At 60.8% G+C, this 12,700-nt stretch carries 10 protein-coding genes; 5 read left to right on the top strand and 5 right to left on the bottom strand.

Annotated features, from left to right (window positions below):
• The first annotated feature begins 156 nt into the window (after positions 1 to 156).
• Positions 157 to 579: a c-type cytochrome gene (locus tag ACZ5WQ_RS15015; RefSeq protein WP_160003183.1), complete on the top strand. Its 423-nt coding sequence runs from the start codon at positions 157 to 159 to the stop codon at positions 577 to 579.
• Positions 580 to 638: 59 nt separating this feature from the next.
• On the opposite strand, the gene rep is transcribed toward ACZ5WQ_RS15015, so the two are convergent.
• Positions 639 to 2,648 carry a DNA helicase Rep gene (gene rep / locus ACZ5WQ_RS15020; protein ID WP_228245657.1) on the bottom strand — a complete coding sequence of 670 codons (2,010 nt, stop codon included), beginning with the start codon at positions 2,646 to 2,648 and terminating at the stop codon, positions 639 to 641.
• Between the two features lie 302 nt (positions 2,649 to 2,950).
• Between rep and ACZ5WQ_RS15025 the strand changes: the two genes are divergently transcribed.
• On the top strand, positions 2,951 to 4,657 hold the full coding sequence (locus tag ACZ5WQ_RS15025; RefSeq protein ID WP_140418580.1) for a putative bifunctional diguanylate cyclase/phosphodiesterase: 1,707 nt from the start codon (positions 2,951 to 2,953) through the stop codon (positions 4,655 to 4,657).
• 127 nt (positions 4,658 to 4,784) lie between these two features.
• On the opposite strand, the gene ACZ5WQ_RS15030 is transcribed toward ACZ5WQ_RS15025, so the two are convergent.
• The gene (locus ACZ5WQ_RS15030; protein ID WP_464382583.1) at positions 4,785 to 6,290 is read right to left on the bottom strand and encodes a YifB family Mg chelatase-like AAA ATPase; all 1,506 of its coding nucleotides are present in this window, start codon (positions 6,288 to 6,290) and stop codon (positions 4,785 to 4,787) included.
• Between the two features lie 83 nt (positions 6,291 to 6,373).
• Entirely contained in the window at positions 6,374 to 6,619 is a 246-nt protein-coding gene (locus ACZ5WQ_RS15035) for an accessory factor UbiK family protein (protein ID WP_464382584.1), read from the bottom strand.
• 572 nt (positions 6,620 to 7,191) lie between these two features.
• Here ACZ5WQ_RS15035 and glnK point away from each other — a divergent pair.
• The 3 genes from glnK (at position 7,192) to ACZ5WQ_RS15050 (ending at position 10,391) form a co-directional block, all read left to right on the top strand.
• Positions 7,192 to 7,530: a P-II family nitrogen regulator gene (glnK, locus tag ACZ5WQ_RS15040; RefSeq protein WP_088276303.1), complete on the top strand. Its 339-nt coding sequence runs from the start codon at positions 7,192 to 7,194 to the stop codon at positions 7,528 to 7,530.
• 51 nt (positions 7,531 to 7,581) lie between these two features.
• A complete protein-coding gene (locus ACZ5WQ_RS15045; RefSeq protein ID WP_088276302.1) occupies positions 7,582 to 8,829 on the top strand; it encodes an ammonium transporter in 1,248 nt (415 codons plus the stop codon).
• A 125-nt stretch (positions 8,830 to 8,954) separates the two neighbouring features.
• Positions 8,955 to 10,391 (top strand): IS1182 family transposase, encoded by a 1,437-nt coding sequence (locus ACZ5WQ_RS15050; RefSeq protein WP_373315100.1) that lies wholly within the window; start codon positions 8,955 to 8,957, stop codon positions 10,389 to 10,391.
• Between the two features lie 172 nt (positions 10,392 to 10,563).
• Here ACZ5WQ_RS15050 and ACZ5WQ_RS15055 read toward each other — a convergent pair whose 3' ends face one another.
• Together ACZ5WQ_RS15055 and ACZ5WQ_RS15060 are read right to left on the bottom strand one after the other, a co-directional pair.
• A complete protein-coding gene (locus tag ACZ5WQ_RS15055) occupies positions 10,564 to 11,907 on the bottom strand; it encodes an ATP-binding protein (RefSeq protein ID WP_464382585.1) in 1,344 nt (447 codons plus the stop codon).
• The gene (locus tag ACZ5WQ_RS15060) at positions 11,885 to 12,550 is read right to left on the bottom strand and encodes a response regulator transcription factor (RefSeq protein ID WP_464382586.1); all 666 of its coding nucleotides are present in this window, start codon (positions 12,548 to 12,550) and stop codon (positions 11,885 to 11,887) included. Before ACZ5WQ_RS15060 ends, ACZ5WQ_RS15055 begins: the two co-directional genes overlap by 23 nt.
• Between the last annotated feature and the right edge of the window lie 150 nt (positions 12,551 to 12,700).

Raw genomic sequence — 12,700 nt, forward strand, 5'->3', positions numbered from 1 at the left:
GAACGGGGCCGCGTCCATGCCTCAGGGTGGATTCCTTGCGTGCTGTGGCAAGTCGGGTACTTTGTCGGGTGGGGGTTTATCGGTATACTCGCGCACATTGTCCGGGCAATGCACTTGGGCGCAACACTTATAGCCATGATGAGGATGCACAAGGTGATGACTTTGAAGAAGATTCTGCTGGCCTCGGCGGCCATGCTGGCCGTAGTTGCCGGTAATGCTTTCGCTGCCACCGCGAACGAAGAGGCTATCGCTGAACGTCTGAAGCCTTACGGTACCGTCTGCCTGGCAGGTGATCCGTGTGCTGACGAGGTTGCTGGCGGTGGCGCTGCTGCTGCGGCGGGCCCGCGCTCCGGTGCCGATGTGGTTGGCAAGTTCTGCTCTGCCTGCCACAGCGCCGGCGTACTGGGCGCTCCGAAGATTGGCGACACCGCTGCCTGGACAGCCCGTCACGGTGGTGACCTGAACGAGTTGCTGAAGAACGCCATTGCCGGTCTGAACGCGATGCCGCCGAAAGGCACTTGCGGCGACTGCTCTGACGATGAGCTGATGGCGGCGATCAAGGAAATGTCCGGTCTCTGATCTGACCTTTCGTCCCGCTATGAACGCCCCGCCCTGTGCGGGGCGTTTTGCTTTGTGGCTCAGGAGCCTTTGAGCAGGTCGCGCAGGTTGGACAGTGCCGCTTTACCGCGGGCCTGCTTCTGCTCGACCGGTGCTTCCTCGGTGCCTTCCCACTCCAGATCCTCGGACGGAATTTCGTCCAGGAAGCGGCTGGGCGCACAGTCGATGACTTCGCCAAACTGGCGGCGCTTGGCAGCGAAGGTAAACGTCAGCGTCTTGCGCGCACGGGTAATGCCGACATAGGCCAGCCGGCGTTCTTCTTCGACGCTGTCGGCTTCGATGCTGGAGCGGTGGGGGAGAATCTCTTCCTCCATGCCCATGATAAACACGTGCGGATACTCCAGACCCTTGGAGGCGTGCAGGGTCATCAGCTGCACCCGGTCGGAGTCCTCTTCCTCTTCCTGGCGTTCGAGCATGTCACGCAGGACCAGCTTGGCAATGGCATCTTCGATGTTGCTCTCGCCGCTTTCGTCCTTTTCCAGGATGCTTTTGATCGAGTCCAGCAGGAACCAGACGTTGCCCATGCGCTTGGCAGCGATCTCGTCGCTGGAGCAGTTCTGGCGAATCCAGTTCTCGTAGTCCAGATCGAGCACCATGCGTCGCAGGGTTTCAATCGGGTCGCCTTCGTAGCACTGCTTGCGAATGCCGTCGAGCCAGGTGATGAAGCGCTGCAGCTTTTCGGTGTAACGGGCATCCAGGCGCTCGCCCAGCCCGATCTCGGTGCAGGCCTGGTACATGGTGATCTGACGTTCGTTGGCGTAGGTGCCGAGCTTTTCCAGAGTGGCCGGGCCGATCTCGCGGCGCGGGACGTTGATAACCCGCAGCAGGGCGTTGTCGTCATCCTGGTTGACCAGCAGGCGCAGGTAGGACATCAGGTCCTTGACCTCCTGCCGGCTGAAGAAGCTGGTGCCGCCGGACAGGTGATAGGGGATCTGATGGTGCTGCAGCTTGAGTTCGATCAGCCGCGCCTGATGGTTGCCGCGGTAGAGAATGGCGAAGTCGCGCCACGCACGCTTGTGCTGGTGGTGCTGGTTCTGAATCTCGACCGCCACGCGCTCGGCCTCGGCCTCTTCATTGCGGCAACGGATCACGCGCAGTGGCTCGCCGTAGCCCAGCTCGCTCCACAGTTGCTTCTCGAACACATGCGGGTTGTTGGCAATCAGGGTGTTGGCGGCGCGCAGGATACGGCTGGTTGAGCGGTAATTCTGCTCCAGCATGACTACCTTGAGCTGCGGAAAGTCTTCCTTGAGCAGCGCCAGGTTTTCGGGGCGGGCGCCGCGCCAGGCGTAGATCGACTGGTCATCGTCACCGACCACGGTAAAGCGCGATTGCGCGCCGACCAGCATCTTGACCAGCAGGTACTGGCTGGCGTTGGTGTCCTGGTATTCGTCGACCAGCATGTAGCGGATGCGAAACTGCCACTTCTCGAGCACATCGGGGTTATCGCGAAACAGCACCACCGGAATCAGGATCAGGTCGTCAAAGTCGACCGCGTTGTAGGCCTTTAGGGTGCGCTGGTAGTGCATGTAGACGCTGGCGGCGGTCTGCTCCTGCGGGGTCTTGGCCTTGGCCAGTGCTTCATCCGGCAGGATCAGGTCGTTCTTCCAGTTGGAGATCTGTGCCTGGATGCCTTCGATGCCGTCTTCGGCGCCGTAATCCTTGTGCATCAGATCGGTAATCAATGCCGTGGCATCCTGTTGATCGAAGATCGAGAAGCCGGGCTTGTAGCCGAGTCGCTGATGTTCCTTGCGGATGATGTTCAGGCCGAGGTTGTGGAAGGTCGAGACGGTCAGGCCGCGGGCGTCCGGTCCCTTGATCAGCTGGCTGACCCGCTCCTTCATCTCGCGTGCGGCCTTGTTGGTGAAGGTCACGGCGATGATGTTTTGCGCGCGGATACCGCACTCCTTGACCAGATAGGCGATCTTGCGCGTGATCACACTGGTCTTGCCGCTACCGGCCCCTGCCAGTACCAGCAGCGGCCCGCTGATATATTCGACGGCTTCCTGTTGGCGGGGGTTGAGGCGTGACACGGCTTTGATACTCCTGAACGGGCGGGCAATAGTAGCAGTTTTCGTGTTGAGACCGGATGAGCGGTGTGGGTGAAGCTTGGTAATTACGCAAAATTTCGCTATAAGTAACTTCACAAAAATGCTGTATATATCTAAATTTAAAAGAATCTTTGCCTTTCGAGACGTAATGTGACGCTGTCAGCCCTGCCTGATGTCGCAGTGGCTTCCAGAAAGATGTCAGCCAAATCAAGCAGATAGCTTGGCTAGCTGGAGGGTGGGATGGAGAGTGTCAGTGTTGTTCTCGAACCTTGGGGGATCGCCAGTTGAGCGATGACAGTGCGACGCAGCGGGTAGTGATGCTCGATAGCGACCACGGAGCCTACGTGCAGCTCTGTCGGCGGCTATCGGCATTGGCACGTCTGCCCTTCGTGCTGGAGCGTATGGATGACTGGCATCAGCTGCAGACCCGAATCAATCAGGGTGAGGTACAGGCGGTACTGTCGCGTTCGGCGAATCTTTCCCTGCTGCAGGACTGTGGCGTCCCCGTCATTCACCTGGTCAGCGAGCCGGATTTCTCCGGGTTTAACAGCGGCTTGAACGACAGTCTCTGGGAGCAGGCGTCAGCTAGCGAGATGGTGCGTTGCCTGCAGTACGCCATTGAACGCCACCGGCTGCGCAGTGCCCTTGAACGGGCTGCAAGCTTCGACCCACTGACCGGCACCTGCAATCGGCAGATGCTTCAGGATCGCCTCAAGCAGGGCATGCGCCGCGCCCTGCGTACCAATCAGCCGCTGGCGGTGTTCTGTGTCGACATGGACAACTTTCGCCACGTCAATGATACCCTCGGCCACAGTGCCGGCGACGCCATTATTTGCGAAGTGGTCGAGCGGCTGCGCTCGGTGCTGCGCAACACCGACACCATCGGCCGCATGGGCAGCGACGAGTTTGCTCTGGTAGTCGAGGATTACGGCTCGTCCAGCAACCTGCTGCAGATCGCGCAGAAGATCATCAACGAGCTGGCCGAGCCCTTCAACGTCAACAGTGAAGGCATGCTGCTCGGCTGCAGTGTCGGTATTGCCACCTATCCTGAGGGTGGCCAGACCGTCGACAGTCTGTTGCTGCACGCCAATCTGGCGATGCTGCAGGCCAAGGGGCAGCGCGGCTGCAATTTCCACTTCTATGACGAGCGCATCAATCTGCAGGCGCACAGCCTGATCGAGTTTGAGGCGTCGCTGCGCCATGCGCTGCGGCGCGGTGAGTTTGAGCTGCACTATCAGCCTCGGGTTGATCTCGGCAGCGGCAAGATCGTTGGCCTTGAGGGGCTGATTCGCTGGCGTCATCCCGAGCGCGGTCTGCTCGGTCCCAACGAATTCATTCCGTTGGCCGAGGAGACCGGCCTGATCGTGCCAATGGGCTATTGGGTCATTGCCCGCGCCTGCCACGATCTGGCCCAGATGAAGAAGCGCAATATGGCACCGGTGCACGTGGCGGTGAACATGTCGTTCCGCCAGTTCCAGGACAGCGCGCTGCTGTCGACGGTCAAGCGCCTGCTCGAACGCACCGGCATCGACCCGCACTGGCTGGAGTTCGAGCTGACCGAGACCGCGGTCATGCAGCAGCCGGAGCAGGTGCTGATGACCATGGACGGGATGACCGGCCTGGGGCTGCGTTTTTCGCTGGATGACTTCGGCACCGGGTTTTCGTCGTTCGTTCACCTGCACAGCCTGCCGATCAACCTGCTGAAAATTGACCGCAGTTTCGTCAAGGCGATTGCCGAGCGTACGGCCGATCGTCAGTTGGTGGGGGCGATGATCGACATGGGGCACAGTCTGGGGCTGGAAGTGGTTGCCGAAGGCGTCGAATATCGCGACCAACTGGAGATTCTGCGCAGTCTCGGGTGTGATCAGGTACAGGGCTATTTCATCAGCCCGGCGCTGGCATTCGAGGAGCTGTGTTACTTCATGGATGCCTACGCGATGGGGCGTGAGGAAGAGTGCGGATCGGCAACCGGTCTGTCACTGATTTCCTGATTGCTGCAGGTTAAACGCAAGGCGACGACCGGCACCGCTGGCGCCAGCGTCTCGACACCGGTGCCGCCCCGCTGCTACTGACTATAGTCCACCTGTTCGCGCCTGCCAGTTATTGCATATCTTTTCTCTAGCCGGGCTGGCGGTCCAGCTGCCGATATTGCAGCGCTTCTGCCAGATGTGAACGGCTGATCTGCGCTACGGCGTCCAGATCCGCCAGCGTCCGCGCGACCTTGAGTACCCGGTGACTGGCCCGATGGGAGAGCCCAAGGCGGGTGACCGCCTGCTCCAGCCACTGACCATCGGCGTCGCTCAGCTTGCAGTGCGTACGCAAGCTCTCCAGTCCCATATGGGCATTGAGACCCTGCTGCCGATTCAGCTGGCGCGCCCTGGCGGCTGCCACCTGCGCCGCAGCAGTCGCGCTGTCCGGCCGGCCGGGCTCGTTGTTGCCCTGCAGGCTGAATGGCTCGTTGCGCATCGCCAGATGCAGGTCGATGCGGTCCAAAAGGGGGCCCGACAGCTTGCTGCGGTAGCGCTGAACCTGCTCCGGCGTGCAGCGGCAGCGGCTCGATGGGTCACCCTGATAGCCGCAGGGGCAGGGGTTCATCGCCGCTACCAGTTGAAATCGGGCAGGAAAGCGCAGTTGCTCGCGGGCGCGGGCGATGTGAATCGCACCGGACTCCAGTGGCTCACGCAGCATCTCCAGTACCTTGCGATCGAACTCCGGCAACTCATCCAGAAACAGCACGCCATGATGTGCCTGGCTGATTTCACCGGGGCGTGGCTGGCTGCCGCCGCCAACCAGCGCCGCAGCGGATGCACCGTGATGGGGCGAGCGGAAGGGGCGGGCAGGCCATGCGCTCAGCGGCGTGCGGTCGCAGACCGATTGAATCGCCGCGACCTCGAGTGCTTCCTGCTCCGCAAGTGGCGGCAGAATGCCGGGCAGACGGCTGGCCAGCAGGGTCTTGCCGGTTCCGGGTGGCCCGAACAGCAGCAGATTGTGACCGCCGCTTGCGGCGATGATCAGCGCCCTTTTGGCCTGCTCCTGTCCCTGTACGTCGGCGAGGTCGGCATGCCTGGCTGGCTCTGAGGGCGCCGTCGGGGGGAGGTCGGGCAAGCGCTGCTCACCGCGCAAGTGCGCACATAGCGGCAGCAGATGATCGGCAGCGATCAGTTCGATCCCGCTGACCAGGGCTGCTTCGGCCGCGTTAGCGGCCGGCAGAATCAGCTTGCGACCGGCATCGCGGCAGGCCAGCGCCACCGGCAGCACGCCCTGTATCGGTCGCAGCTCGCCGGACAGCGCCAGCTCGCCGATGCACTCGCAGTCGGTCAGTGCCTGTGCCGGAATCTGCCCGCTTGCCGCCAGCAGCCCGAGGGCGATGGCCAGGTCAAAGCGGCCGCCATCCTTGGGCAGATCGGCGGGCGCCAGGCTGATGGTGATGCGCTTGCTGCCCGGGAACTCCAGCTGCGCGTTCAGCAACGCGCTGCGCACCCGGTCCTTGCTTTCACGGACCGCCGTTTCCGGCAAGCCGACCAGGGTCAGGCTGGGCATACCGTTGGCAAGATGGACTTCGACCTGGACGGCCGGCGCGTCGATACCCAGACGCGCGCGGCTGTGGATGGTGGCCAGGGACATGATCGCTCCTTGATCAATACCTGATACTGCCGAGGGTCAGGCGATAACGAATGGGTTGGCAGCAAGGCTGCTGCCAAGGGGCATCAGGGGGTTTTGGCTTCCAGCTCGCTGACGCGCTTTTCCAGCGCTTCCAGGCGCTCGCGGGTGCGCATCAGCACGGCCTGCTGGGTGTCGAACTCGTCGCGGCTGACCACATCCAGCTTGCTCAGCGCGCTTTGCAGCAAGGCCTTGAGATGCTTCTCGACTTCCACGTTGGGTAGCCCGTGTTCGCTCATCAGCAGTTTGGTCGCCTGAGCGCTGACGGTGTCTATCACCAGTTTGTGCAGCATATGCCTGTTACCTGCGGGTCAAGAGGGCTGACGGGCCTGCAAGTGTAGCACTCCGATCCGGCTCGCCGAAATCCGCGCCGTGCTTGTGCGTACTTTGTGCGCGCGCACCACGCTTGCGCACTATGCTGGTGCATGGGTAGTGCGTTGATGATGGCCTGCTGTCCCTGTTTATTTGCAACCAATTGAAAATTAAAGGGAAAACAAAATTGGCAGGGTTTCTGCAAAGCTTGCTCCAGCTGATCCCGGCGGCATGTCCCTCTACGGGGCACGGCATCGGGGCGCAGCCAGAATCGTGAGCGATCACATCGGGAGCACAATAATGAAGCGATTGACCCTGGCAGGTTTGACCCGTAATCCGCGGTTAGGCATCGGGAACACCCAGGCGCTGCCAGCGGGGGCAGGGACGCAATTGATCTCTGCCTGTGTCGAGATGAGTGCGCCGGCATGTGCAGGGCGTGTCGGCGATTCTGACGACTGCGACAGCACTTTTGTTTTGTCCGTTTCTAAAAGCCTCTAACTCGGCATAGACTTGTGCTGTCCCCCAGGGCAGTCCATCACACGGGAGTATCGAAATGAAACTAGTAACGGCTGTAATCAAGCCTTTCAAGCTGGATGACGTGCGTGAAGCGCTGTCTGAAATCGGCGTTCAGGGCATCACCGTAACCGAGGTCAAGGGCTTTGGTCGTCAGAAAGGTCACACCGAGCTGTATCGTGGCGCTGAGTACGTTGTCGACTTCCTGCCGAAGGTGAAGATCGACGTTGCCATCGCTGACGACATGCTGGATCGCGTTATCGAGTCCATCACCAAGGCAGCCAACACCGGCAAGATCGGTGACGGCAAGATCTTCGTGGTCAACCTCGAACAGGCCATCCGCATCCGTACCGGCGAGACCGGCACCGACGCCATCTAAGGCGGGTTGTTCAACAGACAGCAGTAACCAAGCCTATATGGGGGGCTTAAAATGGAAGACATCGTACAAATCAAGTACGCGCTTGATACATTCTACTTTCTGATCTGCGGTGCTCTGGTGATGTGGATGGCGGCGGGTTTTGCCATGCTCGAAGCCGGTCTGGTCCGCGCCAAGAACACCACTGAAATTCTGACCAAGAACGTGGCCCTGTACGCAACGGCGTGCACCATGTATCTGCTGATCGGCTACCACATCATGTATTCCAGCCCGGAAGGCGGTATCTTCCCGAGCTTCGGCGTGCTGATCGGTGCCGAGAACACCGTTGAAGACGTACTCGCCGGTGGCGACGATGCACCGTACTACTCGGTTGCTTCGGACTTCTTCTTCCAGGTCGTGTTCGTTGCGACTGCCATGTCCATCGTTTCCGGTGCGGTTGCCGAGCGCATGAAGCTGTTCGCGTTCCTGGTCTTCGCCGTGATCATGACTGGCTTCATCTACCCGATCCAGGGCTTCTGGAAGTGGGGCGGTGGCTTCCTGAACGAAGCTGGCTTCCTCGACTTCGCCGGTTCCGGTGTGGTTCACATGACCGGTGCTACCGCTGCTCTGGCCGGTGTGCTGCTGCTGGGCGCTCGTAAGGGCAAGTACGGCTCCAACGGTCAGATCAACGCCATCCCGGGCGCCAACCTGCCGCTGGCCACTCTGGGTATGTTCGTCCTGTGGCTGGGCTGGTTCGGCTTCAACGGTGGCTCGCAGCTGGTTGTATCCAACATCTCCGATGCCAACGCTGTTGCCCAGATCTTCGTCAACACCAACGCTGCTGCTGCTGGTGGCCTGATCGCTGGTCTGGTTGTTGCCCGCATCCTGTTCGGCAAGGCTGACCTGACCATGGCACTGAACGGTGCACTGGCTGGCCTGGTTGCCATCACTGCCGAGCCGCTGACTCCGAGCGGCCTGCAAGCCACCCTGATCGGTGCTGTAGGCGGCGTGATCGTAGTCTTCTCTGTCCTGGCTCTGGACAAGCTGAAGATCGACGATCCGGTCGGTGCCATCTCCGTTCACGGTGTGGTCGGTATCTGGGGTCTGCTGGCTGTATGCCTGACCAACAGCGACGCTACCCTGACCGCTCAGCTGATGGGTATCGTAGTGATCTTCCTGTGGGTGTTCATCTCCAGCCTGATCGTCTGGAGCATCATCAAACTGGTGATGGGCCTGCGCGTCAGCGAAGAGGAAGAGTACGAAGGTGTGGATATTTCCGAGTGCGGTATGGAAGCCTATCCGGAGTTCACCAGCAAGAAGTAATCGCTGGTAGAACACGCAACACCAGACGGGGCGCCCATTGGGCGCCCCCAGACTGCTGACAAAGCCCCTAGCCGAAAGGCGGGGGCTTTTGTTTAATGGGTTGTCGTTTACTGCAGGCCAACCCGATGCTCAAACCCCCTTCACCCAAACAGCACGCGCTGGAGATGGTCACCCTCGAAGAGCTGGTGCCCGCCGATCATCTGCTGCGCAAGATAGCCCGTCATATCGATTTCGAGTTTATTCGGCCTGCCACGCAGCACCTGTATTGCGCTGACAACGGTCGTCCGGCGATTGACCCGGTTATGCTGTTCAAGATGCTGTTTATTGGATACTTGTTTGGCGTGCGCAGTGAACGACAGTTGATGCGCGAGATTCAGGTTAACGTTGCCTATCGCTGGTTTCTGGATCTGAGTCTGACTGACAAGGTGCCCGATGCTTCGACCCTGAGTCAGAACCGTCGCCGTCGCTTTGCCGATACGGATATCGAGCAAGTCATCTTTGATGGGATTGTCGAGCAAGCGCTGCACAAGGGCCTGATTGGGGGCGAGGTATTACACACCGACAGCACGCACCTCAAGGCCAGCGCCAACAAGCAGCGGTTCGCTGTGCATCAGGTTGAGCAGCGTCCTGTTGATTATCTGGCCGAGCTTAATGCGGCAATCGATGCCGACCGCCAAGCGCACGGCAAGCAACCGCTAAAGCCCAAAGACAGTGATCCCGAGGTAAAGGAAACCAAGGTCAGCACCACCGACCCTGATAGTGGATTCATGACGCGGGATAACAAGCCGCAAGGTTTCTTCTATCTTGATCACCGCACGGTAGATGGGAAGCACAGCATTATCACCGATACCTTTGTTACCCCCGGCAATGTGCATGACAGCCGACCTTACCTTGAACGACTGGACCGCCAATGCGAGCGCTTTTCTCTGACACCGCTGGCCGTTGCCCTGGACGCCGGCTACTTCACGCCAGCGATCTGCAAGGGGCTGGAGGAACGAGACATCTTCGGCGTGATGGGCTATCGACGCCCCAATCACAAGCAAGGTTACTTCTATAAACGTCAGTTCACCTACGATGCAGAACGTGACGGTTACCTGTGCCCAAACAATCAGTTCCTGCCCTACAGCACGACTAACCGGGCCGGTTATCGCGAGTACAAGTCCGACCCGCAGCAATGCCGAGATTGTCCATTACGAGACCAATGCACTCGCAGTCGAAACCACGTCAAGGTTGTCGTGCGGCATGTCTGGGAGGACGCCAAGGAGCGGATTAACCAGAATCGTCTTAGCCCTGAAGGCAAGCGTATCTATGCCAGGCGCAAAGAAACCGTCGAGCGCAGCTTTGCGGACGCCAAGGAGCTGCACGGGCACCGTTATGCCCGGTTCCGTGGTCTGCGCAAGGTAATGAAACAGTGCCTGCTGGCAGCCGCCTGCCAAAACATGAAGAAGATTGCCCGCCTGCTGGCAGTGCTTTTACGCCTGCGGTCCGGGATAAGACGCGGCACTTGGCTACGAAGCCAAAAGTGCAGCTACTCGGAGGGAATTGGGGCCTTCGCAGGCTGAATCAGTCAACACAGGGAAAATCATTGCAAGCGTCCCAGAAAAACGAAACCCCGCGAAAATGCGGGGTTCGTCAGCAGTCTGGGGGCGCCCATTGGGCGCCCCGTTTTTTTGTGCCTGTAACCCTTGCAATGAGGGAGGAGACCATATACGACCTTCCCGTGAGTGGGCGGGATCAGGCCTGTGTGGGGATCTCGACCCGCACCAGCAAGCCACCCAGTGGGCTGGCCTCAAACTGCACAGCGCCCTGATAGCGTGCTGCCAGGTCCCGCACAATCGCCAGCCCAAGGCCGTGCCCCGGCATCTGCTGGTCCAGTCGCCAGCCGCGGGTGCCGAGCTGGCTGCGTTCCTCGGGCGCTACGCCCGGCCCGTCATCGTGGACCTCCAGAATACGCTGATCGGCCTGCTCGCTCAGGCGCACCCGAACGCGGCTACGTGCCCATTTGCCGGCGTTATCGGCGAGGTTGCCCAGTAGCTCGCTGAAATCCTGCTCTTCCACCGGCCAGCGGGCAGCCTCGGCGAGGCTGGAGTCCAGTTCGAATTCAATATGACTGTGCAGCCGGCCGAGCATCCACAGCAGCTCGCGGGCCTGTTCCAGCGGCTGGCAACTGCTGCCGGCCAGCGGGCCGCCGGAATGGCTGGCATGCAGGCTGCCGTCCAGCTGGCGACTGATGTCGTCCAGGCGCTGGCTGATCTGGCTGCGGGTCTCGGGTGTAATCGGTTGCTCGCTGCTGATCAGTTGATTGATTGCTGCGATGGGGGTCTTGATCCGGTGCGACAGATTGGCGTTGGCCTCACGGACCTTCTGCAGGCGGTGTTGCAAGGTGTCGAGCAGTTGATTGAGCTGACCGATAAGGCCGCTGAACTCCTGGGGTACGGCGTCTCCGAGCCGTTGCAGGTGCCCTTGCTTGAGCGCTTTGAGATCCTGCTGCAGTTGGCGTACCGGGCGCATCGACAGCTGCACAGCCAGCAGAATCAGGGCAAACAGGACGGCCAGCAGCCCGATCGCAACCGCCGCAGTCCATAGATGCAGCTCGTGGGCGCTGGCCTGCAGCTGGCTGTAGTCTTCGGCTGCGACAATGGTGACCGGCTGGCCGTTGATCTGCGTTTCGGTGCGCCAGGCCATATAGCGGTGGGCCGCCGGTTCGCCCTCGGGTACGCCGTGCAGTTCGATCAGGCCCTGATCGGGCAAGTCCAGCCAGGGTAGCAGCAGATCGGACCACTGTGGATGTGACAGGCGCGCGTGTTCGCCGATCCTGAGTACAAACAAGTGATGTGACAGTGCACCGAAATAGTTGCCGTCGAGCGCCTCCAGCCCGGCGGGAGAGCCGAGCTGCTGCTCGATCATGGCCACCTCCTGCTGCAGGCGCTCGCGCACGAAGTCGCGGGACATGCGATCCAGCAGTGCCCCATGCAGATACCATGCGAGCAGCATGAACAGGGTGGCAAACGGCAGCAGCCAGAGCAGCAGGGTGGTGCGGATCGAGCGGGTGCTTTCAGCCTTCGGCAGAAAAGACATAGCCTTGCCCCCGTTGGGTCTTGATGGCGTCCCGGCCGATCAGCAGGCGCAGGCGGCGGATATAGGTTTCGATGGTATTGAGCGTGGGCTCTGCGTCCAGATTATAGAGCTGCTCCAGCAGTGCTTCCTTTGGATGCAAGCGATTCGGGCGGCTCATCAGACAGCGCAGCAGACGAAACTCGGTACCGGTCAGCGGATGCCATTGGCCGTCCGGGGTGCGCACCCGCTGGCGTTCTTCGTCGAGCAGGTAGTTGCCGGCCTGGATCTGCGTGTGACTGCGCCCTTCGCTGCGACGCAGCAGCGCCTGCAGGCGGGCCAGCAGCTCTTCCGGGTGAAAGGGCTTGGTCAGATAGTCGTCGGCACCGGCTTTCAGGCCATTGACCTTGTCCTGCCAGCGGTCGCGGGCGGTCAGCAGCAGAATCGGCAGATCGCGCCCGGCGTCGCGCCAGCGCGCCAGCAGTTGCAGGCCGTCACCGTCGGGCAGGCCGATGTCCAGCACGATCAGCCGATAGTCTTCCTGCAGCCCGAGTTGTTCGGCGGTCACCGCCGAGCCGGTTGCGTCGACCGCGAATCCGGCCTGACTCAGGCTGTCCTGTAGGCTGCTGCGCAGCAGGTCGTCATCTTCCACCAGCAACAGGCGCATGGGCTGGTTCCTTTTTATCCAAGTGGTTCAGTCAGGATTCAGTTTCGCTCGGCAATCTTGGGTTCAGCACCGAGATGATGGGGCAGAGAGTGCATCGGCAACCGGGGTGGTTGTCAATTCTGTGTCGAACGTCGCCCCACCGGTTAACAG

Source organism: Halopseudomonas sp. T1L2, from assembly GCF_055397385.1.

What these genes read in the sequence shown, in the direction of transcription:
- ACZ5WQ_RS15015 (WP_160003183.1), top strand. Translation starts at nt 157, where the DNA reads ATGACTTTGAAGAAGATTCTGCTGGCCTCGGCGGCCATGCTGGCCGTA.
- ACZ5WQ_RS15055 (WP_464382585.1), bottom strand. Translation starts at nt 11,907, where the DNA reads ATGTCTTTTCTGCCGAAGGCTGAAAGCACCCGCTCGATCCGCACCACC.
- ACZ5WQ_RS15030 (WP_464382583.1), bottom strand. Translation starts at nt 6,290, where the DNA reads ATGTCCCTGGCCACCATCCACAGCCGCGCGCGTCTGGGTATCGACGCG.
- ACZ5WQ_RS15045 (WP_088276302.1), top strand. Translation starts at nt 7,582, where the DNA reads ATGGAAGACATCGTACAAATCAAGTACGCGCTTGATACATTCTACTTT.
- ACZ5WQ_RS15050 (WP_373315100.1), top strand. Translation starts at nt 8,955, where the DNA reads ATGCTCAAACCCCCTTCACCCAAACAGCACGCGCTGGAGATGGTCACC.
- ACZ5WQ_RS15035 (WP_464382584.1), bottom strand. Translation starts at nt 6,619, where the DNA reads ATGCTGCACAAACTGGTGATAGACACCGTCAGCGCTCAGGCGACCAAA.
- glnK (WP_088276303.1), top strand. Translation starts at nt 7,192, where the DNA reads ATGAAACTAGTAACGGCTGTAATCAAGCCTTTCAAGCTGGATGACGTG.
- ACZ5WQ_RS15060 (WP_464382586.1), bottom strand. Translation starts at nt 12,550, where the DNA reads ATGCGCCTGTTGCTGGTGGAAGATGACGACCTGCTGCGCAGCAGCCTA.